The 23,132-nt window shown below is 50.5% G+C and carries 17 protein-coding genes and 1 pseudogene; 11 read left to right on the plus strand and 7 right to left on the minus strand.

Annotation, left to right across the window (positions count from 1 at the left end):
• The first annotated feature begins 27 nt into the window (after positions 1–27).
• The 5 genes from ACERJC_RS00345 to ACERJC_RS00365 all read left to right on the plus strand — a co-directional run bounded on the left by ACERJC_RS00345 (position 28) and on the right by ACERJC_RS00365 (position 6,888).
• On the plus strand, positions 28–1,440 hold the full coding sequence (locus ACERJC_RS00345) for an OprD family outer membrane porin (RefSeq protein WP_373670782.1): 1,413 nt from the start codon (positions 28–30) through the stop codon (positions 1,438–1,440).
• A gap of 235 nt (positions 1,441–1,675) precedes the next feature.
• Positions 1,676–2,572 carry a helix-turn-helix transcriptional regulator gene (locus ACERJC_RS00350; RefSeq protein WP_178824739.1) on the plus strand — a complete coding sequence of 299 codons (897 nt, stop codon included), beginning with the start codon at positions 1,676–1,678 and terminating at the stop codon, positions 2,570–2,572.
• A gap of 271 nt (positions 2,573–2,843) precedes the next feature.
• Positions 2,844–4,148: a glycoside-pentoside-hexuronide (GPH):cation symporter gene (locus tag ACERJC_RS00355; RefSeq protein ID WP_373670783.1), complete on the plus strand. Its 1,305-nt coding sequence runs from the start codon at positions 2,844–2,846 to the stop codon at positions 4,146–4,148.
• 61 nt (positions 4,149–4,209) lie between these two features.
• Positions 4,210–5,805 (plus strand): glycoside hydrolase family 43 protein, encoded by a 1,596-nt coding sequence (locus tag ACERJC_RS00360; protein WP_373670784.1) that lies wholly within the window; start codon positions 4,210–4,212, stop codon positions 5,803–5,805.
• A 186-nt stretch (positions 5,806–5,991) separates the two neighbouring features.
• Positions 5,992–6,888: a PHP domain-containing protein gene (locus ACERJC_RS00365; RefSeq protein ID WP_373670785.1), complete on the plus strand. Its 897-nt coding sequence runs from the start codon at positions 5,992–5,994 to the stop codon at positions 6,886–6,888.
• Positions 6,889–6,981: 93 nt separating this feature from the next.
• Here ACERJC_RS00365 and ACERJC_RS00370 read toward each other — a convergent pair whose 3' ends face one another.
• Positions 6,982–7,296, minus strand: a complete 315-nt coding sequence (locus ACERJC_RS00370; protein WP_152406387.1) for a PTS sugar transporter subunit IIB — start codon at positions 7,294–7,296, stop codon at positions 6,982–6,984.
• A 340-nt stretch (positions 7,297–7,636) separates the two neighbouring features.
• On the opposite strand from ACERJC_RS00370, the gene ACERJC_RS00375 reads away from it, so the two are divergent.
• Complete coding sequence (locus tag ACERJC_RS00375; protein ID WP_373670786.1) at positions 7,637–8,692, plus strand: NAD(P)-dependent alcohol dehydrogenase; 1,056 nt, start codon at positions 7,637–7,639, stop codon at positions 8,690–8,692.
• Positions 8,693–8,729: 37 nt separating this feature from the next.
• Here the strand turns inward: ACERJC_RS00375 and ACERJC_RS00380 are convergent, their stop codons facing one another.
• A complete protein-coding gene (locus tag ACERJC_RS00380; RefSeq protein WP_373670787.1) occupies positions 8,730–9,005 on the minus strand; it encodes a hypothetical protein in 276 nt (91 codons plus the stop codon).
• A gap of 18 nt (positions 9,006–9,023) precedes the next feature.
• Positions 9,024–9,950 carry a nucleoside hydrolase gene (locus ACERJC_RS00385; RefSeq protein ID WP_152405739.1) on the minus strand — a complete coding sequence of 309 codons (927 nt, stop codon included), beginning with the start codon at positions 9,948–9,950 and terminating at the stop codon, positions 9,024–9,026.
• Between the two features lie 147 nt (positions 9,951–10,097).
• Here ACERJC_RS00385 and ACERJC_RS00390 point away from each other — a divergent pair, with 147 nt between their 5' ends.
• From ACERJC_RS00390 to ACERJC_RS00400, 3 genes and pseudogenes are all read left to right on the plus strand, one after another.
• Positions 10,098–10,778: a Crp/Fnr family transcriptional regulator gene (locus ACERJC_RS00390; protein WP_371895253.1), complete on the plus strand. Its 681-nt coding sequence runs from the start codon at positions 10,098–10,100 to the stop codon at positions 10,776–10,778.
• A 107-nt stretch (positions 10,779–10,885) separates the two neighbouring features.
• A pseudogene (locus ACERJC_RS00395) lies at positions 10,886–11,719 on the plus strand (class I SAM-dependent methyltransferase); the annotation flags it as partial.
• Positions 11,720–11,874: 155 nt separating this feature from the next.
• Positions 11,875–12,765 carry a LysR family transcriptional regulator gene (locus ACERJC_RS00400; protein ID WP_373670788.1) on the plus strand — a complete coding sequence of 297 codons (891 nt, stop codon included), beginning with the start codon at positions 11,875–11,877 and terminating at the stop codon, positions 12,763–12,765.
• A gap of 4 nt (positions 12,766–12,769) precedes the next feature.
• Here ACERJC_RS00400 and ACERJC_RS00405 read toward each other — a convergent pair whose 3' ends face one another.
• Positions 12,770–13,177 (minus strand): cupin domain-containing protein, encoded by a 408-nt coding sequence (locus ACERJC_RS00405; RefSeq protein WP_373670789.1) that lies wholly within the window; start codon positions 13,175–13,177, stop codon positions 12,770–12,772.
• Between the two features lie 509 nt (positions 13,178–13,686).
• Here ACERJC_RS00405 and ACERJC_RS00410 point away from each other — a divergent pair.
• The gene (locus ACERJC_RS00410; RefSeq protein WP_373670790.1) at positions 13,687–15,240 is read left to right on the plus strand and encodes a peptide MFS transporter; all 1,554 of its coding nucleotides are present in this window, start codon (positions 13,687–13,689) and stop codon (positions 15,238–15,240) included.
• Between the two features lie 407 nt (positions 15,241–15,647).
• Positions 15,648–18,626: an autotransporter outer membrane beta-barrel domain-containing protein gene (locus tag ACERJC_RS00415; protein ID WP_373670791.1), complete on the plus strand. Its 2,979-nt coding sequence runs from the start codon at positions 15,648–15,650 to the stop codon at positions 18,624–18,626.
• A gap of 254 nt (positions 18,627–18,880) precedes the next feature.
• On the opposite strand, the gene ACERJC_RS00420 is transcribed toward ACERJC_RS00415, so the two are convergent.
• The 3 genes from ACERJC_RS00420 to ACERJC_RS00430 form a co-directional block, all read right to left on the minus strand.
• On the minus strand, positions 18,881–19,336 hold the full coding sequence (locus tag ACERJC_RS00420; RefSeq protein WP_286632517.1) for a hypothetical protein: 456 nt from the start codon (positions 19,334–19,336) through the stop codon (positions 18,881–18,883).
• A gap of 223 nt (positions 19,337–19,559) precedes the next feature.
• On the minus strand, positions 19,560–20,192 hold the full coding sequence (locus ACERJC_RS00425) for a LysE family transporter (RefSeq protein ID WP_373670792.1): 633 nt from the start codon (positions 20,190–20,192) through the stop codon (positions 19,560–19,562).
• 130 nt (positions 20,193–20,322) lie between these two features.
• A complete protein-coding gene (locus tag ACERJC_RS00430; protein ID WP_373670793.1) occupies positions 20,323–22,893 on the minus strand; it encodes an autotransporter outer membrane beta-barrel domain-containing protein in 2,571 nt (856 codons plus the stop codon).
• Between the last annotated feature and the right edge of the window lie 239 nt (positions 22,894–23,132).

Consider the following 23,132-nt stretch of genomic DNA (forward strand, 5'->3'; position numbering starts at 1 on the left):
AAATAGAGTTTAATAAGGTATATAATAATGACAAGTCATAAACTCAGAATATCTCTGTGTGCACCGCTGTTGCTTTTTATTACCCCCCATGCCTTTGCGGAAGAGGAAACCGATTATGAAGCGCCTTCTCAGTTTGAGAAAGCGTTTTATGATGAAGGCAAATTAAACCTCAATACCTCGTTATATATTCGTCACCGTGCAGTGAAAAACCCGAATTCCGGGAAATACGGACTCGGTCCGGCCGGGATCCAAAACCAGACCGGGAACGTTGCGATTAGCTACATTTCTGGCTATTACAAGGATGTGATTGGTTTTGACTTCTGGGGCAATGCCAACATCAAACTCGGACATACCGTCGGACAGTCTGAAATTCTCTATTACGATTATGAATGCGGCCAGACAGGTGAGTTCAGCCCGTGTGAAAAGTCCTACATGAGCGTGTCGGTTGCGGCGCTGAAGCTGAATCTTGGCGAGGAAGGCACAAACTTTAAGCTGGCGGCGGGCTATACCCCTATCAATTCCGGTACCGTCAAAAGCAGTTGGGGACTTAACCCTCACGCGTTCCGTGGCTTTGACAGTGCCTTAACCCTCGACAAGCTGAAACTGACCTATGCCTGGGCTGACCGCTTCAAGAACGACTGGAGTCGTGATTTTAAACCGATGACCACGACCTGGCACCAGAATAACGCCGATGGTCTTAATGACAACGGCACTACCATCAAGGCCGGTAAGATCATCGATTACATTCATACGGTGGGAGTGGTCTACAACTTCAGCAATACCGTTCTCGATGTGGGATATGGTGAAGGTAAAGACTATCGCCGCAACTGGCAGGCGCTGGTTGAACGTAACGACACCCTGGCGGAAGACGTCTCACTACAAAGTAAGCTCTTCTACCAGGGGGCGCGCTATATCGAAGAGTTGTCGAAGATTAAGGATCCTTCGACGGAATACTACGTAGGGATTGGTTTTAACCTGAGCCACAACAACACCGTATGGTCTCTCGGTTACAGCCAGAACTACGCGCCAAATACCGGAGATTACAACTTCCGTTTAACCCCGTGGGCGAACTCAGATAAGCGTGACTATCAGCCGACGCTGTCGCAACTTGAAGATTTCAACGTGTCGGGTGCCCGAGCGATCCGTGTGGGAGTGAGCTATAACTTCGCTGACTTTAATTTGCCGGAACTGACCCTCGGCGGTGCCGGAACCTACGGCTGGCACGTCGTCACCGATGTCAGCAAGACCGGATCGGCGAGAAAGTATGACGGGAAGATGACGTCGTTCGACCTCTCCGCACGCTATCAGGTGACCGACGGTATCGCAAAAGGGCTCTCCTTTACCCTTCTACCGGCGCTGTTCCGCGCGACGGACAGTAACTATAAAACCGACCGTAACGACGTGAAGTTTATCGTCGGTTACAGCATGAAGATATTTTGAGGTTATCCCGTCTGAATAGCTAATATCTATTATCCAGGTGACGCTCACATTGCAAGAGACAGGTCTGCGGTGTTGGCGTCACGATCGTACGGAATGCTTACAGTATGCGCGTGAAAATCTTATCGAAAGCACCTCGTCGCCGAAGTGAATAAGGCGAGGCGCGAAATCAAAATCGGTTGTACTCAACCTCGCTCATGTGTTATCACATCGCGAACACTTCTCTATTTTTTTAATTATGCCAACGCCGATTAATACTGATTATTTTTTTGAGAAATTAGAGACCAAAACAGGTCTCGATTATATCCTGCGGGCACGGGAAAAAGTGCCAGAAAAGGGGATGTACATAAAACCCCATGTCCATTTCGAACACGAAATTATGTGGTTTCGCAAAGCGAAGGGCAGTTATAGCATTGGTCAGGAGAAGTTCAGGATCGAGAATAACACCTTGATTTATGTAAGCCCGTTGGTCCTGCATGACATGGAGCTGGAATTTACAGGTGACCATGAGCGTTATATCTTACAGTACGATCGGGCGATGCTCAGTAATCTAAAATATCCCCTCCCGGTGCTGGAATCCCATATCGGTGTTGTCACTGGTCTTAACGGAAAGGCTGCTGACAGGCTGGATTTCATTTTCAGATGGTTCTCAGACGTTAATGAAGACGAGCACACGGAAAATGAGATTAGGCCGCTGCTTATTCTCTTGTTGAATACGGTACTTCAGCACGCGGTAACATCTGAGAAAATTTCATCTGAAACGGATAGTCAGTCAATATTTAGCATGATAATTAATTTTGTCATTGCGATAGAAACAGGGACATCCTTTAATATCAGTCTGAACGAGGCGGCTGGTGCTGTTGGGCTGTCGCCTGGCCATTTCTCCAGAGTGTTTAAAAAGGTTATGCAGGTCAGTTTTAAAGAGTATTTACTGCGCAAGAAAATCGCGATGTCGGTCCAGCTGTTGCGTAATACCGACCTGAGTATCACTGACATTGCTTATAAATGTGAATTTACGGATGCCGCTTACTATTGCTATCAGTTTCGGCGATTTATCGGCGTTACGCCGAAAAAATTCAGAACCAGCAACCTCACCTCTGAGCAGCTTAAAATCAACGAAAATATCTCCAGCTAGCCCCTTTTTTGTTGATGACCGGGTTAACACGGCGAATGATTATCATTGATAACGATTCTTTGGCTCTGCACGCTTCTAAATAAATTATGCGACGAGTCAATCGCAGACAGTTCTTGCTGAAAATGTGATCGACACGTAGCGCCTGGCGCAAAAAAATTATATAAATGGCCAGTTTATCTACATTTTTTATCCCCTGCTGCACTTATCTTTTATATTGAGGCCGGCCCTGAATTTTTAAAATTCTTGATCCTCTCAGGTAAAAGGTATTTCTATGAATAAGTCAGGCGTCAAAGAAAAAATAGGTTATGGATTAGGCGATGGTGCGTCCAATATTATCTGGCAAACCATTATGCTGTTTATGGCCTATTTTTATACAGATATCTATGGATTAAGCGCTTTTCATATGGGGACAATGTTTCTCGTTGTCCGGGCTTTTGATGCCGTTGCTGATGTTTATATTGGTTATCTTGCCGATCATACCAAAACAAAGTATGGTCAGTTCAGACCTTACTTGCTTTGGTTTTCGCTTCCGTTCGGTATTTTTGGTGCATTGACATTTTATACGCCTGATTTTGGTGAGACGGGCAGGATTATTTATGCATATGTTTCTTATACTGCATTATCCCTTTTTTACTCTCTCGTCAACGTTCCTTATTGTGCATTAATCAACAATATTTCAAAGGATGCAAAAGAGCGTGTTTCAATGCAATCGTACCGTTTTGCCTTTGCGGCGTTAGGCGGCATTATTGTGTCGGTTGTCGCGCTACCGTTAACCAAAATACTGGGCGCAGGCGATCTACAGAAAGGTTATTTTCTTGCCATGGTCATCATGGGAGGAATGAGTACTCTCATGTTCTTTCTCTGCTTTGCGATGACCAAAGAGCACTATGTTAAAGAAGTGGATAAAAGTCATAACTTGCGGGGAATATATCAGGAGCTGCTTATTATTATTAACGATTTCAACTGGCGCTGTATCTTTTCGCTTAATATCGCCAGTCTGATTGCCGGCATTTTAAAAACGGGTGGGGCGATCTATTTTGTCAGTTACTATATGAAAAGGCCTGATTTAGTCAGCACGGTACTGGTTATTATTCTTTGCACACGGTTTGTGGGGGCCATGTCCACCACCTTACTGTATAAAAATTTTGATCGGGTACTCGCCTACAAACTGACATTAGTGATACAGGCTGTCATTCTGACCGCACTTTTTGCCGTCCCTGCGGAGTCTGTCGCGTTGATTTGCAGCGTCATCTGCCTGATCCATTTTATTGACTCAAGCTCAGCCCCTTTGCAATGGAGTCTGTTGAGCGACATTATTGATAATGTTGAAAAAAAATCAAATCATTCATTAAGTGGGCTGGTTTTTTCCACCAATCTCTTTGCCATTAAAATTGGTATTGCCGTTGGCGGAGCCATTATCGGCTGGCTGTTGACCTTTGGGGGCTATGTCGGGAACGCCGCGATGCAAACAGACCCCGCCATTATGACGGTGCGCCTCATTTTTACGATTATCCCGGCAGTTTTTGTCTTGATCATGTTTTTTATTATGCAGCGCTATCGTTCATATGATGAGTAAGCACCGTGACATCATTCAGTCAGTATAACGTAAATTCATTTTTGTCTTTCAGGACGTGTCTATGACCACAATAACCAACCCGATTATTCCAGGCTTTAATCCTGATCCTTCCATCATCAGAGTTGGCGATGCCTATTATTTAGCGACGTCAACCTTTGAATGGTTCCCCGGCGTCTGTCTGTATAAATCCTGGGATCTCAAGAACTGGCGTCTTATTTCTTATCCGTTGAATCGGAGAAGCCAGCTCGACATGATAGGTAACCCGGACTCTGGCGGAATATATGCCCCCTGTTTGAGCTATGATGCTGACAGATTCTATCTTATCTACACCGACGTTAAAAATGTGAGTGGACGTTTTTGGGATACCAATAACTATATGGTGACCACTGAAGATATTGAGGGCGAGTGGTCTGAGCCAACGTATCTCAATAGTCGGGGAATTGATCCTTCTCTTTTTCATCATAGCGATGGGACCAAGTGGCTGGTGAGTATGGAAATGAGTTATATGGATGGTGGGGAGGCCGGGTTTCCGAAATGGAATGGCATTATTATTCAACAGTATGACGAAAAGAATAATACGCTAACGGGAGAATGCCGGAAAATATATGCCGGAACCTCGCTGGGGATCACCGAAGGACCGCATCTGTATGAATATAACGGCTGGTACTATCTGCTGGTTGCGGAAGGCGGCACCTTTTATAACCATAGCGTGACCGTGGCACGTTCAAAACATCTGTTTGGCCCCTATGAAACCGACCCTATCGGTCAAATGATGACATCACGTTTCGATTGTCGCCTGCCGCTACAGCGCGTCGGACATGCCGATCTCATTGAAAACAGCCAGGGGGAATGGTTTATCGTGCATTTATGCGGTCGGCCATTACCCTCCAAAGGCCGCAGTCCGATGGGGCGTGAAACGGCGATTCAACAGGTTTACTGGAATGACGAGGGCTGGTTGCGGTTGGCAAATAATACCATTGCGCCAGATCTGACGGTACAAACGTCACTGAGAGAATTCCCCTGGCCTGCGCTCCCTGAAAAAGATGATTTTGATACGCCCGTTCTGCCGCTTCAATATCAGTCGTTGCGCATCCCTTTAAGTGAAGAGATGTGTACGCTGAAAGAAAGAAGCGGTTGGTTACGACTGCGCGGTCGTGAATCGCTCAGTTCACATCACTATCAGAGTTTACTGGCAAGAAGACAAACCGATTTCGTCTTCACCGCACAGACCTGCGTAGATTTTCATCCACATTCATTTCAGCAAATGGCGGGATTAGTCTGTTTTTACGACACGACAAATTATATTTATTTACATATTTCCTGCAGTGAAAAGGGGGAGAGGACGGTTAATTTGATGATTAACGACCTTAACCGATTCTCACTACCGACCGGGGAAGGGATTAACATTCCCCGTGATGGCGTGGTGTATCTTAAAGTCTGTGTGAAAGACGATGCCGCCAACTTCTATTATTCGTTAGATGAGCGCACGTGGTTTCCCGTGGGTGATCATGTGGAATACAGTAAGCTCTCTGATGAGTATTTTAAAGAAAGAGGCATTGAACGCTTCACCGGGGCTTTTGTCGGGATGTGCTGCCAGGATTTCACCGGTGAGCGCATTTATGCCGATTTTGATTATTTCCTCTATTCGGCAAATTAATCATTAGCACATTGAGGGGATGAAAGTGATGATCCCCTCGGATTATCCCTCATGAGAAACGGATTAACCGGCACTGATATTTCTACGCATTATCAGATTCAGAATTATCGCGCACGCTACGCTGTATTAATCTCACGTCTAATCATATAGTGCCATGCAGTACATGTTTATCAGCTTAAGGAGAAGATGATGAAACGTATCGATTTGCACATGCATTCGCTATACAGCGATGATGCGGATTTCCCCGTTAGCGACCTGCTGAGCATGGCGAAAGCGGCGAACCTGGCGGCGGTGGCAATCACCGATCACAACTCAGCGCGATCCGTTGAAGAGGCCATTCGCTATGGCAATGAAAACGGTGTGAGCGTGATGACGGGCATTGAAATTGATTGCTCGTTTGCGGGCAATAACTATCATCTACTGGGCTACGGTTTTCGTCGTGATAGCCGGGATTTTGACGCCATCGAGCAGAATTTTCACCATCTGGAAAGTGTCGCGACGCCGCTGAAACTGGCGAAGCTTCGGGCGCTCGGGTTCCAGCTTGACGTCAATCGCCTGTATACCATGGCGGGCGATCGCGTTCCGCAGGAAGAGCAGATGGCGGAGTTGATTTTAGAGGATGCGCGCAATGCGAATCATGAGCTGCTGGTGCCGTACCGGGCCGGAAACCCTCGCAGCGACATGCCGCTGATTAATTTCTTCTGGGATTTTTTTGGCCGCGACAAACCGTGCCATGTGAAGGTTGATCTACCACCAATGGCAGAGATGGCGTCGATCATTATCGATAACGGAGGCATTCCGGTGATTGCGCATATCGGTGCCAACGTAAAGGAAAAGCAACTGTCGGTGATTGAGCAAATGCTGCCGCTCGGCGTGCAGGGCGTGGAGGTATTCTCCAGCTATCATGATGAGGCGCTTTGTCGCGAACTTTATCAGTTCACGCTGGATAAAACGCTGTTGGCAACCAGCGGTAGCGATTTCCACGGTAAAAACAAACCCAACATCAAAATGGGCAGCAGCCAGCCATGGGATGAAGCACTGCCGAAAACCCTTGAAATTCTTGACAAGGTGACGCTGTATTAGCGACTGACAAGCCCGGTGTTTCTCTTTTTTGATTGCCGTACTAACCGATCTCATGCATAAGAGAAGGCCGCAAAAACGCTGCGGCCCCGGGCGTCAGGCTGCCAGCTCAGGCATTTTCTCCTTCACAAAATTTAAAACTTTCTCTGCGTCCAGCGACGCATAGGGCAAACTTTCAATAATGGCGATTGGACGCGTGTTGCCGACAATGTCATAAATCTCAGAGAGCTTGTATTGAATATGCGGCGCAATGAGAAAACCGTCGAAAGCGGGAGCGACACTGGCGAAATTATCCAGTCCCACTGCGCTAATCATGAGAGGATTGCCGCTGCTTTCTGCCAGTACATGCATCTTTTTGGCAAGTGAATTTGCCGTATTCCCGAACAAACAACATATCAGAAGCTTTTTCATGTTTTTGACCTCCTGAAAACGGTTCATAGAATAGGTCTGGTCATGCTCAAAAAATGAGCGCCACATCTTATTTACATCATAAATATATTCCAGAGTGGGCTGAACAGCGCTGAAGTCTTTTCCACCGTCCAGGAGGTGTTGACTACACTTAAGCGAGTCTGCGTTCCTGACGGCTTCTGGATTCATGAATCAGGCTCATAAGGCCATGCCAGTGGATATCCTTAACGTCTCTTCGTCTTAGCGTTATTCTGCGCTAACTCATCGGCGCGTGATGAAAACGAGGCTCACGCACTGTTTCATTTCCCTTCACGCCACATGACCCATCATCCGGAGAAAATTCATGACGCTTAATGTTAAAGGTTACGCCGCGTTTGCGGCGAAAGAAGATTTAGCTCCTCATCATTTTGTTCGCCGCGATCCGCGTGACAACGATGTGGTTATCGAGATTTTGTATAGCGGTGTCTGTCACTCGGACATTCATAATGCGTTCAACGACTGGGGCGGCGCAAAATACCCGATGGTGCCGGGCCATGAGATCATTGGTCGCATTACGTATGTGGGCAAAGCCGTGACGAAATTCCGCGTCGGCGATTACGCCGGCGTGGGCTGTATGGTTGATTCCTGTCAGCATTGCAAACCGTGTGCGCAAGGGCTGGAACAGTATTGCGAAGAAGGAAGCACGCTGACCTACAACGATATTGATCGGCACGATCATATGCCGACCTACGGCGGCTATTCCGATAAGATCGTGGTGACGGAAAAATTCGTCATCAAAATTCCCGAAACGTTGGATCTGAAAGGCGCTGCGCCGCTGCTTTGTGCCGGAATTACCACCTGGTCGCCGCTTCGCCACTGGAAGGTGGGGCCGGGCAGCCAGGTTGCGGTGGTGGGATTGGGCGGTCTGGGCCATATGGCGATTAAACTGGCGAAAGCGCTGGGGGCGGAGGTGACCTTGTTCAGCCGCTCCCCAAACAAAGAGGCGGATGCCCGTCGGCTGGGCGCTGCGCATATTGTGATTTCAACCGATGAAAAGCAAATGCAGGGCGTTTATAACCAGTTTGATTTAATTATTGATACCGTTCCGTATGTTCACGATCTTAAACCCTATATCCCTACGCTGGCGCTGAATGGCACCCTCGTACTGGTGGGGTATCTGGGTGATTTGGATCCGGTACTGAACAGTACGCCGCTGATCCTGGGTCGGAAATCGGTGGCAGGATCGGTCATCGGCGGCATTGCCGAAACGCAGGAGATGATCGATTTCTGTGCCGAGCACCAGATCACGTCGGATATTGAACTCATTGCTATCCAGGATATTAACGTCGCCTGGCAGCGAATGCTGAAGAGCGATGTGAAATATCGCTTCGTTATTGATATCGCCTCGCTGAACGCGTGACAAAAATGGCGGTACGCGGTACCGCCTGTTTGATTATTCACGCCGTTAATCGACGCATCAGTCGTTGTCGGGTTTCATGGTCAATAAAGCTGGCTTCCAGTGCGTGTTCGTTACAGCGATAGAAATTCGCCTGGGGAGCCACCTTGCGTAAGAAATGAGCAAGATCGCCGCACTTCGTCGTGGCAATAAAGATCCTGGTAAAGTCATCCAGCGTGATTCCTGGGCAAATTTGTTTTATATAATGAAAGCTCAGGCAGGTATCCAGGTGAACATGAAGTTCGACCTTCTTAATATTTTTCGGGGAGAATGTCATCAGAATACCTCGCATCCATTACGACAATAAGGAATAAAGCTTTTGCTTGAACATGCCCGATTTTATGCGGGTGATAATTGTGGCATTGACGGGCAGACCGGTCAGTTGCGTCGAATCGATAACGAAGTGTCCGTAGGATTTATCATTTTTGTATTCGATCCACGTATGAGCCTCAAAAGAGGAATCAATAATTTCCGGGTACAGCGCCACTGCCATCGTGGTGGGATCGGGCAAATCGAAGCCGATTTTGTTCATACGACTTGCATTGAACGCCATTAGCGTCTTGTTGCAGCGAACGGAAAATCGGCCTAACTCGCTGAGCTCATTTAAAAACACAATATCTTCCTGATTGATAAAAGCCTCGCCCATACCAATTTCCCAGCCTACCACGGTTAACGGCAGCCCCGATTCAAGCACCAGGTGTACCGCTTCGGCATCCACGTAGAAATTAAACTCCGCTAAAGGGGTGATATTGCCAGGGGTGAGTCCGGCACCGCCCATCACATAAACATGTTTTATTTTCTGCACCAGTTCAGGCTCTTTTAAAATCGCCATAGCGAGATTGGTCAAAGGGCCCAGCGTGACAATTTCCAACTGACCATCAAAGCGGGAGGCAAATTCAATGATCGCATCGACGGCATGCATTTTTTCAACCCTCAAAGAGGGCTCGGGGAGTGCCATATCACCCATCCCATCCTCACCATGAATATGGTGCGAGTAATAACGTTCCCGGAACAGAGGTTTTGTCATGCCCGCGTAAACAGGAGGAAAGTAAGTATCGCTTTTCTCCACGCAGATCAGTGCATTTTTGACACACTGGGGTAAGGGGCAATTACCCGCAACGGTGGTAATCGCTTCAACCTGAATATGAGAGGCTCTTAATGCCATCAAAAGGGCTACCGCATCGTCAGAAGCGGTGTCGGTATCTATCAGAAAATGTCTCATCGCAGTGACTCCGTTTATTATGTCCAGTAACGTTAAAATGCGCAGAGTTGGCGATAACAAAAAGGACATATGTCCTTTTTGTTATCGCCGCGTTCATTTTATTGTGCTATCCCATGAAAGGGAGACAGGAAAAGGGCGGAGGGGAAGATGAAAAATATCAGCGACAGTGCCTTAAAAGAGCGATTTATTTTAGCGCACGGGTTATCTGCTGTACTCAACGCTTCGCTGTTAGCCGCATTGCGTCTGATTAAAATTGACGCCGGGGAATATCTGACGACGCAAAGTACGTATTTGACACATCTCTTTTTCCTGGTTGACGGTAAGCTGCAAGTCGAACGCCAGAATTCAAACGGGACTCATGGGGTCTATTCTTTTGAAACCGCTTTTTCGGTGATCGGTGAACTCGAACTTTTCTCAACAAAACAAAGTAAAGTCCTCAGTGCCGTCCAGGCATTATCGGACTCTCTGTTACTTTCCCTTCCGGTTGAGGCAGTAAGAGAGAACGCGATGCGCGATCCCGCTTTTCTTCTTTTTATGTGTCAGAATTTAAGTCATAAGTTACTTAATACTTCACTGCTGCATTCGGTTGGTGCGATTTCGGTGGAATCTAAATTGCGTCAATTCTTATTATTCAAAACGCAAAGCGAAGGCGTAATGATTCAGTTGGAGAACAGGGAGTCGCTCGCCGCCATGTTGGGCGTTTCTGTCAGACAACTCAATCGCGCGCTGATAAAACTTGCGCAGCAGGAGATTATCCAATACAAAAATAAATCCCTGAGGATTATCAATCCTGTCCGCTTATCCGATTTTCCTACCGACAAAATCTGAACCGGGGCTGGGGAACGTATTCCCGAAAGCATGAGATAATGCTCTCGCTGTGAAGGAAGGCTGGAATGCTATTTCAGCCAATATACACATTACGATGAGATCAACGGATGAATCTTCTTGAACTGACTCTCCTGAGTGGACAATACGACGGTCATGAAACGGGCGGCAAGATCCCGTGGAACGATCCAGACTTCAGTCGCAGAATGCTGGAAAACCACTTGTCTCAGGAGCACGACTGGGCCAGTCGTAAACTTTCGGTCATCGAGCAACAGGTCGACTGGATCGCCCGTCAACTTCCCGTGGGCGCAAAGATCCTTGATCTGGGATGCGGACCTGGCTTTTACACCCAACGTCTCGCACAGCGCGGGTTTGATTGCACCGGCGTTGACTTTTCTCCGGCCTCTGTTCAGTGGGCGCGGGAACAGGCGCAGCGCGCAGGGCTGGACATTGATTATCAGGAACAGGATGTTCGCGGCTACCAGCCAGGCGACACCTTTGATTTCATCATGATGACCTTCGGTGAAATTAATGTCTTCAGCATTGGGGATGCGCAACGGCTGGTGGCGCGCTGCCAGGCCTGGCTGAAGCCGGGAGGCGCTCTGCTGATTGAAGTACATACTTTTGACGAAGTCAAAAGGCAGGGGACGGCACAACCGTCCTGGCAGCGCTGTTCGCAGGGGCTGTTTCTCGCCGAACCCCATCTGTTGCTGAGCGAAAATAGCTGGAATGAGGAAATGCAAACCAGCACCACGACGTTCTGGGCGCTCAAGGCCGACGCCAGCGTCGTGCATTTTAGCAGCCAGACGCGTGCCTGGCGGGACGAAGAGTATCTGCAGTTGCTGGCGCAGTGCGGTTTTCACACCACAACCCGCATTGCCGCTGACGACTGGCCGGTCAGTGAAACCTTTGCCGGGAAGCTCTATGCTTTGATGGCCCGTCGCGAAACGGCGTAAACGGCAATTTATCCGTTCTGCGACCAGAGAAATCGGATGCCCGATGGCTTACGCTGTCGGGCTTTTTTTAGACCGGGGAGCCTTACAATGCGGGGAGTGATTCACTATCATGCCTGAATCCCGCTACCTGTCAGGATCCGCCCATGCTTAAAGAAAACTTCAACGAACTGCAGATCTTTCTGGTTGTTGCCAGAGAGCGGAGTTTTACCAAAGCCGCTGCGAAGATTGGCGTTTCACAATCGGCCCTCAGCCATGCCATAAAAGCGCTGGAGGAGCGTTTGAACCTGCGGCTTTTGACCCGTACCACCCGTAGCGTGGCGCCAACCGCCGCTGGCGAGAGAATCATCGCCTGTCTTGAACCCCGTATCGCAGACCTTGAACAGGAACTGGAAGCACTCATTCAGCTAAACGGGACGACCTCGGGTCATATCCGTTTGTCAGCCGGGGAACACGCGACGCGCAGTTTGCTGTGGCCGAGGCTGAAACCTTTTCTCAAAGCCTGGCCGCAAATCAGCGTCGAGCTGGTGGTCGATAACGGTTTTGTGGATATCGTAGAAGGTCGTTTTGACGCCGGGGTGCGTCTGGGCGAAAGCGTTGATAAAGATATGGTCGCGGTAAAAATCGGCCCGGATATGCGCATGGCGGTAGTGGGGTCGCCAGACTATTTTGCTGAGCGTCCCGTGCCAGAAACGCCGCATGAATTGCAGAACCACCGGTGTATCAATATGCGTCTGCCTACCGCGGGCGGTCTGTACCACTGGGAATTTGAGCGGGACGGCAAGCCGCTGCGAGTCAGGGTGGACGGACAGTTGACGTTAAACCTGCTCACCGAACGCATCGATGCCGCACTGTCCGGGTTTGGCCTCACCTGCGTGCCGGAGGATTCTGTCGAAGAGTACGTCAAATCCGGCGCGCTGGTGCAGGTTTTGCAGTCATGGTGTCCTGAATTTCCGGGCTACTATCTTTACTACCCCAGCCGCAAACAGCATCCACCCGCCTTTGCGCGCCTGATCGAGGCATTGCGCTACCCCTGAGTCGTCAGGGGAGCTGGGCGTACGCTTTCTCACTGACCGGCTCCAGCCATTCGTTTGAAGACCCTTGAGCGGGCACCTCGACGGCAAGATGGGCAAACCAACTGTCTGCCGCCGCGCCATGCCAGTGTTTTACGCCGGGCGGAATATTCACGACGTCTCCGGCGACCAGAGGCTGTGCCGGTTTATCCCACTCCTGATACCAGCCTCGTCCGCCGGTCACCAGCAGAATTTGTCCCCCCTTGTGGTGGATATGCCAGTGATTGCGACAGCCGGGTTCAAACACCACGTTGCCAATATTGACACCCTGCGTGGACAGCATATTCAGGTAGCTGGTCCCCTGAAAATATTGCGCATACGCTTCGTTTTTCGGCCCTTTCGGGAAAATGCCATTACCTTCAAATGGTGCGTTCATGATTTCTCCGGGGTTGTCAGGTTGGCGGTCAACGCCATTACGGCGCTGGCAACGGTAATCATCGTCATCCGTTGGGACAGGAAGAATGAGATGCAGTGTAGCGTTTTCTCACCCGGAGATAATGGTCGCCAGCGGGATAACCACTATGAATATCATTCATAAATCTCAGTCAGGAAAAAAAGACAGAAAGATATGGGGCGATCATTTTCGTGCTTTTGGGGATGGCATTTAAAGATAACGCATTGTTTATTAATGAATTGATAAGGGATAATTTGCAGACTTTTAAAGTCAATCATTATCCTTTCCGATCAAACATAAAATCTACAAAACTAGACATCTATCGAGTTTTCATCTTAAAGTCCCGAGGCTGGCACTAGACAAAACTGTCTTGTGGTTATCAAATGGTTAAATAATATTTCACTGGATGTGAATGATCGGCCAGATATATGAATGGTCGGCGGGTAATTCAGTGGCTACAAGCAAGACAACACACCATTTCGGGAGAAATTATGCATTCCTCTGTTAATAAAAACGAAAGCCGAACGTTCTTCGGCCATCCTTATCCGCTGGGTTCACTGTTCTTCACGGAGATGTGGGAGCGGTTTTCATTTTACGGTATTCGTCCGTTACTGATCCTGTTCATGGCCGCGACCGTCTACGATGGCGGCATGGGACTGGCGCGTGAAAATGCGTCCGCGATTGTCGGTATTTTTGCTGGCAGCATGTACCTGGCGGCGCTTCCGGGTGGCTGGCTGGCGGATAACTGGCTCGGGCAACAGCGCGCGGTGTGGTACGGTTCGATCCTGATCGCGCTCGGCCATCTGTCTATTGCCCTGTCGGCCTGGATGGGTGACAACCTGTTCTTCATCGGCCTGATGTTTATCGTACTGGGGTCGGGTCTGTTCAAAACCTGTATCTCCGTCATGGTGGGCACTCTCTACAAGAAAGGCGATGCCCGCCGCGACGGCGGTTTCTCGCTGTTCTACATGGGCATTAACATGGGGTCATTCATCGCCCCGCTGATCTCCGGCTGGTTGATCAAATCTCACGGTTGGCACTGGGGCTTTGGTATCGGCGGGATCGGGATGCTGGTTGCGCTGGTTATCTTCCGCGTGTTTGCCGTTCCCTCCATGAAACGCTACGACAGCGAAGTGGGGCTTGATTCGACCTGGAACAGCCCGGTGGCGAAGAAAAACGGCGTGGGTGGCTGGTTGCTGGCGCTGAGCGTCGGCGTGGCTGTTATCGTGACGCTGATAGCCCAGGGGGTGATTGTCATTAATCCGGTCGCCGTTGCCAGCATGCTGGTCTACGTCATTGCCGCTTCGGTGGCACTTTACTTTATCTACCTGTTCGTGTTTGCGGGTCTGACACGCAAAGAGCGCGCCAGACTGCTGGTTTGCTTTATTCTGCTGGTTTCTGCGGCTTTCTTCTGGTCTGCATTTGAACAGAAACCGACCTCGTTCAACCTGTTCGCGAACGACTATACCAACCGCATGATCGGTGATTTCGAAATTCCTGCCGTCTGGTTCCAGTCGATCAACGCCCTGTTTATCATTCTGCTGGCGCCAGTATTTAGCTGGGCATGGCCGGCGCTGGCGCGCAAAAACGTGCGTCTGAGCAGTATCACCAAGTTTGTTATCGGTATTCTGTGTGCGGCGGCAGGCTTTGGCCTGATGATGATGGCGGCGCAGAACGTGCTGAGCAACGGTGGGGCGGGCGTGTCGCCGTTCTGGCTGGTAGGCAGCATTCTGATGCTGACGCTGGGTGAGCTGTGTCTGAGCCCGATTGGTCTGGCGACCATGACGCTGTTAGCGCCAGAAAGAATGCGGGGTCAGATGATGGGCCTGTGGTTCTGCGCCAGCGCATTGGGTAACCTGGCGGCGGGTCTGATTGGTGGGCACGTCAAGGCTGACCAACTGGATATGCTGCCCGACCTTTTCGCCCGCTGCTCCATAGCGCTGCTGATTTGTGCCGCTGTGCTTATCGTATTAATTGTTCCGGTTCGTCGCATGCTGGAAAATGCGCAGGTGAAAACTGAGCAGAAACCTGCCATCAATGGCTGATCGATAATTATCCGTCTCTCACTCCGCCGGCGTTAAATACGCCGGTTTTTTTCACAATAAGTAAACATTCCCCCTCGCCATCCTCAATAATCCAGGTAATAGTTTCTTATATTATTTAAGGATCTCATCGTTCGTTCTTTTTGTGGTGTAATATTCTAAATTTAAGATAATTTAAAGCGTTATGCGCTGCGCTTTCGTTATTTATTAGATTAAATATCTGAACTGCGCTTAAGACTATTTCATTTGAGAAGATTATATATTGGAGGGAAAATAGCCAAATCGGAAATCATTTGTTTATTAAATGCTACTGACGGGATTATTTCAACCTTTTTAATTTAAGGGGCGTTTGTCTGTGTCTGTAAAGTCTAAAAAACAAATATATTCTTTTAAGTAGGGAACGGCTTATTATGAAATACTCTCTGTCTTTCGGGTTTAAACCGAATAAAATCGCATTATTGTTAAGTACTATTCTTTCTGCGTCATCGCTTCCTGTTTATGCGGAAGCGGAACGCATTTCGATTACTGATTCGGTTCCTGTCGACAAACGAACCGTGCAGGTCGCCGATGGTGCTGATGTCTCTTACATTGGCGTCGGGGCGACAGGTGCCAGCGTCACAGTCAACGGTAAAATTGACATGGTCAGCCCGGCAGGCAATACCGGATCGAGCGTGTATGTTTCCGCCGGGGATCTGGATTTAGGTAAAGGTTCATCTATCGATTATTCTACGTTATCCAGTTCTGTCGCCGATGCCGTCAGAGTTTACGGTGGTAGCCTTAAGGCTGAAGATTTAACGATTAAACAGTCTGGCGTACCGACGATTGGTCTTTACGTCAATAACGCGGCGAATGTTGTGTTAACCGGCGACACCCTGTTTGATTTAACGATTACCACTCCGGTCACTGTTTCATCCAGCATTATGTCTTCAGCTATTGTCGCGTATAAAGACTCGACCCTCACCGCGGAAAACATCACCGTGAAATACGCGGATAACAAATCTTCCAGCGACGTGGGGACGACCACCGTGGAAGCGCTGGAACTAAAGGGGCTGAGCACGAGGATCACGGGGAATGTGAATGTTGATTTGCAGTCCACCTCGGCGGTTTACCTGGAAGGGATGAACGTCAGCAGCAATGCCGATATTATGGGTACAACCCAAATCAAGATTACGACGGACGCAGCGGAAGATGGTGTTAAAGGCCTGGTGCTGGAGGATCATCGTGACTCCGTATCGCTGCCAGCCAGAGCGAATATAATCAACTTTAATGATGTCAATATTGATGTCACTGATAACGCAACGGATTACGATTTTGGCTTGATTACCGGGCTGTCGTCGTTGGGGGCACTGTCGGATATTACGATGGATAACCTTAACATTAAGGCGCGGGCGAAAGGTGATGCGAGCGTCATTGGCGCACTGTTTCACGGAAGCGAAGAGGCCAGCGTCAGAATCAACAACCTGAATATCGCGGTTTCCGGGGATGATACAACCAATCTGTACGGTATTCAGGGCGTGAGCGTGGAGGACATGACCTTCAATACGCTGAATGTGCAGTCAGAGGGCGGTAACCGGGTTGAACTTGTGCGTAATGCGAATGCTAAAATCCTCGGTGATGTCACGCTGGGGAGTTTGCAGGGGGTGCAGAGTGCGCAGGGTAACTTACTCGCTATCTATGGTTCCATCGATATCAGCAACAACAATAAATTCCAGGCGTGGGGGGATATTCAGTCCGAGAGCAATCACAACGTCAATATTAACACCGGCGATAACTCCTACCTTTACGGCAAAACGAAGAAGGTATCCAGCGGCATTATCGATCTGGCATTCAACGGCAGCCACAGTCGTTGGGATATGACTGGCGACTCCAGCCTGACAAATCTGACGCTGAACAACGCGACGCTGAACTTTATGGCGCCAGTCACGAGTACCAGTCAGCTGACGCGTGCTGCCACAACGTTCAAAACCCTGACCGTGAGCGGCGATTATACCGGGACTAACGGTAACATCGTGATGAACAGCCAACTGGGCGATGATACTTCTCCAACTGACCGCCTGGTTATTGCGGGTAACACCTCCGGCACCACTAACGTGAAGGTATTGAACGCGGGTGGGGCAGGTGGTCTCACGACGGAGGGTATTGAACTGATTAGCGTAGGCGGCAACTCCGACGGTGAGTTCACACAGAGCGGGCGTATTATTGCGGGTGCGTATGATTACACCCTGCAACGTGGCGAAGGCACGCAGGCGAAAAACTGGTTCCTGAGCAGTGCGCTGTCTCCGGAACCGCCAGAGCAGCCAGATCCGGTGGTTCCGGTAACGCCTGTTGACCCGGTTGATCCCGTAGACCCGCAGGATCCGGTCGAGCCACAAGCTCCGGTTCAGCCGCAGTCTCCGACCCCGACGCCGCGTGAACACGCGGTGCGTCCGGAAGCTGGTCTGTACGGTATGAACCTGCAGGCGGCGAATACGATGTTCAATACCCGGTTGCAGGATCGTCTGGGTGAAACCCATTACGTTGACGCACTGACCGGCGAAGAAGCGGTCACCAGCCTGTGGCTGCGCAACGTGGGCGGGCATACCCGTCAGCACGACAGCAGCGCCCAGTTGAACATGCAGGCCAACCGCTATGTCATGCAACTCGGCGGCGATATTGCGCAGTGGTCTTCCGACAACACTGACCGCTACCATCTGGGGGTGATGGCGGGCTATGCCAACCAGAAAGCCCGTGCTGAAAATCAGCGTAACGGCAACCGTGCGCGCAGCGCCATCGACGGTTACAGCGTTGGCCTGTACGGCACCTGGCTTCAGGACAACGCGACCCGTGAAGGCGCGTATGTCGATACCTGGGCACAGTACAGCTGGTTTGATAACACCCTTTCCGGCGACGGTGTGGAGTCAGAAGAGTATGACGCTAAAGGTTTCACCGCCTCTGTGGAATCCGGCTACACCTGGAAACTGGCGGACATCAGCGAGCGTAACGCGCTGTACATCCAGCCTAAAGCCCAGGTCACCTGGATGGGCGTGAAGGCCGACGAGCACAAAGAAGTTAACGGTACCCGCGTGGAAGGTAACGGTGATGGCAACATCCAGACCCGCGTCGGCGTACGTCTGTTCGGCAAGGGGCACAACCCGCTCGACGACGGTAAAGACCGCACCTTCCAGCCGTTTGTGGAAGCCAACTGGATCCACAACAGCAAAGACTTTGGCGTCTCAATGAACGGTGAAAACGTGGATCTGCAGGGTGCGCGCAATATTGGCGAAGTGAAAGCCGGTGTTGAAGGCCAGTTGACGAAGAACGTCGCTCTGTGGGGCAACATCGGTCAGCAGATGGGCGATAAGGGCTACAGCGATACCTCCGCGATGATCGGAATTAAAGCGTCGTTCTGATGTGAATTGCCGGATGGCGGCGGTGCCTTATCCGGCCTACAAGTGGTAAGTTTAGGCCGGATAAGCGCCAGCACCCTCCGGCAATCAATAACACTTAAATAACGACGCCTCTTCATCCCCGGTAAAGTTCGGTTGCGGCAGACAGGTGTAAGCCCCCAGTAATCCGCACGTATGGAGACGCTTGTACTCCCCACACGGCTGAAGAATAATGCGTCTGCTCCTTCGCCCTGTCATGGGTGTCAGGGTGAGGGAGATTATCGTGCAAAACCATTATTGATACAGATCTGCCCGCTGGTGCGCAGGGTAAAGGCGATCGTCTCGGGATAGTGACTGTAATAATTATGTTCTTCTGCCAGTCCTTTTTCCTGTGCCAGTTTTACCGTCTCCAGTGAACAGGTACGGTATATTAAATCTTTTTCCATCAGCTTCTGTTTCTCGCGTTGTTTTGCCGGAGGAAGCGCTAACCATTTCTCTGAAAGCGAATAATCGAAGACCACGCGCGAACCTTTTGCCTGAATGTTTTGCGCCGTAATGTAATCATCAATTTTCACGCTGGACTGGCCGCGCATTTTTTTCTTTTCTTCTGCTGCTGCATATTTTGCCAGCGCGTCACTGTCCATCCCGGCGATTTTTTCCTTATAGACCGCCACGTAGCCCGCCGGCTGCTGGTAGTGGTTGCTGTAGGCTTTACGCATGTCGCTGTCACTCATCGTACAGCCGGTAAGAATAATTGGTAATAAGAGGAGTAATTTATTTTTTAACATCGGATTGTTCCCATTTTGCCATTATTGTAAATAATAAAGCTGGCGTCTCTCTGCATGAAATTTATTTAAAAGAGAGTGCTGGCTTTTCGGGGAAATAATGTTTTACAGCAAAGGGAATGACGAAGGCAAATACTGTCCCCTGAAACTACTTTATTTCAGGGGGAGGGAGTTAGCGATGGGTAATTCCTTCATAGATTAAGCGTAATGCCAGCAGGCCAATAATTACCCCGATGATTCGACTGGCGACGCGCTGTATTCTGCCGTATGCGCGACGCACGGCTGGCAATGAAAAGGCCTGACTCAGAAAGACGCGCCAGATAACTGAAGAGAGCACAATCCCGGCCCAGGCCATCATCCGCGCCCACATGGGCGTGTCGGCACTCAGCGTCACGGAGAAGATACTGATAAAAAACAGAACGGTTTGTGGATTCGACAGATCGGTCAATAAGCCGCGACGAAAGAACACCGTCCACGGCGCGCTAACGGGTTGCTGAAGCGTCGGCATTTGCGGCGTGGCCTGGTGGCGAATGCTGTTCCAGGCAAACCACAGCAGATACGCGCCGCCGCCAATTTTGATCACCGAGAATACCGCTTCGCACTGGGTAATCAGCGTCGCCATGCCGAACAGTCCCAGCCCGGAATAGATTGCGTCACCTAACGCCACACCCAGACCGGTTAATACGCCTGCGCGTCGTCCGGAGGCCAGACTGGTTTGCACAACCACAAACAGATTGGCGCCTGGGTTAAAGAAGGTTAAGACGAACAGGCTGACGGTGAGGAAAACCGCGTGCAGAGGTTCCATAAACCACATTTCCCTGAATCAGATAAAGTAACCTCATCTTATTTATCACAAAACCTGGGGGATGCGAATGGGATCACAAAGGGAGAGGCGGGGGAAGAAAACCACCCGCGTTGCCACGGGTGGTAGAGGGTCAGAAGCTGTATTTCAGCCCTAACATGCCTTGCGTATCGCTGTAGCCGTTGTCGCCAATCTGTTGGGCAACGTTGCCCCACAGTTGCAGACGCTGGCTAAGCTGGCCTTCAACGCCCACTTTCAGTTCACCTGTGTTGCGGGTGCCTTTCACGTCGTTGCTGATGTCATCCATCTGTACGCGGTAATTCTGCGTGTTGTGGATCCAGTTGGCTTCGACAAACGGCTGGAAGGTGCGGTCCTTGCCGTCATCCATCGCGTTATGCCCTTGCAGGTAGGCTTTCACACCCAGGCGGGTTTGCAGATTACCGTCGGTTTTATCCACGACCCGGGTGCCATTTTTCTCAACGTGCGTATCGGCCTGCACGTCCATCCAGGTCACCTGGGCTTTAGGCTGAACATACAGCGCGTTACGTTCGCTGAATTCGGCCAGTTTCCAGGTGTAGCCCGTCTCGACAGAGGCGGTGATACCGTCTGAGTCATACTTTTCAGACGCCAGTCCCTGTCCGGAGACGGTGTTGTCAAACCAGTTGTAGAGCATCCAGCCATCAACATAAGCCCCGGTTTTATCGGCGTCGTTGGCATACCAGGTGCCGTACAGACCGGCGCTGTAGCCGCTGATTTCCCCACGAGAGGTGTATCCGGTCAGACTGGAATGGCTGCGGCTCTTGCTGTTGGCGTAACCGGCCATCAGACCCAGATGCCAGCGATCCAGACCGTCGGTGCTCCATTGCGCAATGTCGCCGCCCAGTTGCAGCACATAGCGGTTGCTCTGGGTGCTTATCTGCCCGGAACCGTCCTTGAAGCGGTTATGTCCGCCGATGTGGCGCATCCACAGGCTGGTCACCTTCTGCTCGCCGGTTAACGCGTCGGTGTACTGGGTTTCACCCAGACGATCGTGGAGGCGGGTGGTGAACAGCGTGTTGGCGGCAAGGGTGTTTGCCAGATAGCTTCCGGTTTCCGGGCGATACTGATGCGGGCCTTCCGCTGTTGGAGGCATGGGTTCGACGGGCTCTTTCGGGTTGCCCGGCGGGGTTGGGGGGACCGGTCCTGGCAATGCCACACTGGTCAGAGACCAGTTTTGGTTATCTCGTTTCACTATATCGTAGTCATATGCGCCCGCCACAATACGACCTTCTTTCACAAAGGTGCCGTTAGATGCGCCTTCAACGTCGACAATGCGGATGCCTTCAATCGTCGGGGCACCGCTACCGCCGGCGTTGCTGACGCTGACGCGCGTGGTGCCGTGGGTATCCCCCTTCACAACCAGCTTATCGGTCGGCGAAAGGTCATCACCCAGCACGGTGCGTAAGGCCAGCAGGCCGTTGTTACCGGTATAATCGCCGTTAATCGTTAACGTGGTTGGGCTAAAGGCCGCTTTCACCCGCGACGGGGAAGAGAGCGTCGCCGTGCCTGCCAGCTCCAGCGAGTTCAGCGTCTGCGAATAGCCATTAAGATCCAGTTGCGCGCCGTTGTCCACGCGGTAATCCGATCTTGCACTCAGGGTATTTTCTACCCCAGCGCGCAGCGTGCCGTTCGCGACGTGGGTCGGGCCCTGGTAGGTGTTGGCACCTGTAAGCGTCGTTGTCCCCGAGCCGAAATGGTTCACTTCGCCAACGCCCGTGATTCTGGCCGAGAGCACGAAGTCATCGCTGTTGTGGTTAAAGTTGAGTTCTGCCGTGCTCATACCGCTGGTGTTGCCAAGGTAAATCCACGGCAGATCCAACGTTCCCGCGGCCTGTTGCGCTTCTCCCTTCGCCCCGCCGATATTCAGGATACCGGTGCTGCCTTGTCCCACCGCCAGCCAGATAAAGCTACCCGAGCTGACCGTTGCGCCATTGCTGACGGTCAGAATACCGGTGGCGTCATTGGATGCCGTGCTGTCGAAGCCGCCGAGATAAATGCCCTTTGTCACATCCAGCCGCGAGTTTTCACCGTCGACCAGGGTTACTCCATAGCCATTACGACTGGTACTGCTCGTATTGCCGACGTAGCCGATGTTCATGTGTTCGCTTAAGGAGAGGGTGCCGCCGCGGGTAATCACCAGGTTGCCGCGCCCCTGATCGCCGACCACGCTCCAGGCGGATGAGACAGACGAATTTGCACCGTCGATGGTAACCGTCCCCTGTGCATTTGCGGCATATTCTCCAATGCGCAGTTCATCAATGCCGCTGATTTTACTGCCGTTACTCACCAGCAGTGTTCCTGAACCATCATGGGTCCCGAGCACCAGATTCAGATTGTCCAGCGTCCAGGTTGCGCCATTCGTCAGCGTCACGCTGCCGTTCGCGCCATTACCTATCATACCGGCGGAAGTGGCGATATCCCGACCATCGATCAGCAGCGAGCCGTCAGAGTTATTACCGACCCAGAGACTGCGGAAATTATCCCATGCGGGATCGGTATTTTCCGTCGCGGAAAGCGTAATACTTTGGCCGTTATTAATAATGACGGTATCACCCACGCCCGTTGGTGGAGAAATACTATTATCAGCCATTGCTGTGGGTGTTAAGGCAATTGAAATAGCAATGGCTAATAGTGAGCCAGGGGGGTGTATTGTATTTATTTTCATATATTGACTCTTCCTTAAGTTTAAATATTACGTCGATGTAAGGGCAAGAAAGACCCATTAAATATTCGGTCATTCGCGGGGGCGCGCATGGGAATAAAATATTGATGCTTATTAATATTATTTGTTGCAGTAAAAATGACGTAATCGTTTTACAATCGATTTGCATGAGATATTGATAGGTTAAGGCTATTAACTGTCATGAATTAGTTGGAAATGTTCAAGTGACTGCTAATTGATTG

It is taken from the genome of Citrobacter telavivensis, from assembly GCF_041807075.1.
GTDB lineage: Bacteria > Pseudomonadota > Gammaproteobacteria > Enterobacterales > Enterobacteriaceae > Citrobacter_A > Citrobacter_A telavivensis.

Bases quoted from the DNA above. Each gene is read 5' to 3' on its own strand.
- ACERJC_RS00345 (WP_373670782.1), top strand. From the start codon at position 28: ATGACAAGTCATAAACTCAGAATATCTCTGTGTGCACCGCTGTTGCTT.
- ACERJC_RS00350 (WP_178824739.1), top strand. From the start codon at position 1,676: ATGCCAACGCCGATTAATACTGATTATTTTTTTGAGAAATTAGAGACC.
- ACERJC_RS00355 (WP_373670783.1), top strand. From the start codon at position 2,844: ATGAATAAGTCAGGCGTCAAAGAAAAAATAGGTTATGGATTAGGCGAT.
- ACERJC_RS00360 (WP_373670784.1), top strand. From the start codon at position 4,210: ATGACCACAATAACCAACCCGATTATTCCAGGCTTTAATCCTGATCCT.
- ACERJC_RS00365 (WP_373670785.1), top strand. From the start codon at position 5,992: ATGATGAAACGTATCGATTTGCACATGCATTCGCTATACAGCGATGAT.
- ACERJC_RS00370 (WP_152406387.1), bottom strand. From the start codon at position 7,296: ATGAAAAAGCTTCTGATATGTTGTTTGTTCGGGAATACGGCAAATTCA.
- ACERJC_RS00375 (WP_373670786.1), top strand. From the start codon at position 7,637: ATGACGCTTAATGTTAAAGGTTACGCCGCGTTTGCGGCGAAAGAAGAT.
- ACERJC_RS00380 (WP_373670787.1), bottom strand. From the start codon at position 9,005: ATGACATTCTCCCCGAAAAATATTAAGAAGGTCGAACTTCATGTTCAC.
- ACERJC_RS00385 (WP_152405739.1), bottom strand. From the start codon at position 9,950: ATGAGACATTTTCTGATAGATACCGACACCGCTTCTGACGATGCGGTA.
- ACERJC_RS00390 (WP_371895253.1), top strand. From the start codon at position 10,098: ATGAAAAATATCAGCGACAGTGCCTTAAAAGAGCGATTTATTTTAGCG.
- ACERJC_RS00400 (WP_373670788.1), top strand. From the start codon at position 11,875: ATGCTTAAAGAAAACTTCAACGAACTGCAGATCTTTCTGGTTGTTGCC.
- ACERJC_RS00405 (WP_373670789.1), bottom strand. From the start codon at position 13,177: ATGAACGCACCATTTGAAGGTAATGGCATTTTCCCGAAAGGGCCGAAA.
- ACERJC_RS00410 (WP_373670790.1), top strand. From the start codon at position 13,687: ATGCATTCCTCTGTTAATAAAAACGAAAGCCGAACGTTCTTCGGCCAT.
- ACERJC_RS00415 (WP_373670791.1), top strand. From the start codon at position 15,648: ATGAAATACTCTCTGTCTTTCGGGTTTAAACCGAATAAAATCGCATTA.
- ACERJC_RS00420 (WP_286632517.1), bottom strand. From the start codon at position 19,336: ATGAGTGACAGCGACATGCGTAAAGCCTACAGCAACCACTACCAGCAG.
- ACERJC_RS00425 (WP_373670792.1), bottom strand. From the start codon at position 20,192: ATGGAACCTCTGCACGCGGTTTTCCTCACCGTCAGCCTGTTCGTCTTA.
- ACERJC_RS00430 (WP_373670793.1), bottom strand. From the start codon at position 22,893: ATGAAAATAAATACAATACACCCCCCTGGCTCACTATTAGCCATTGCT.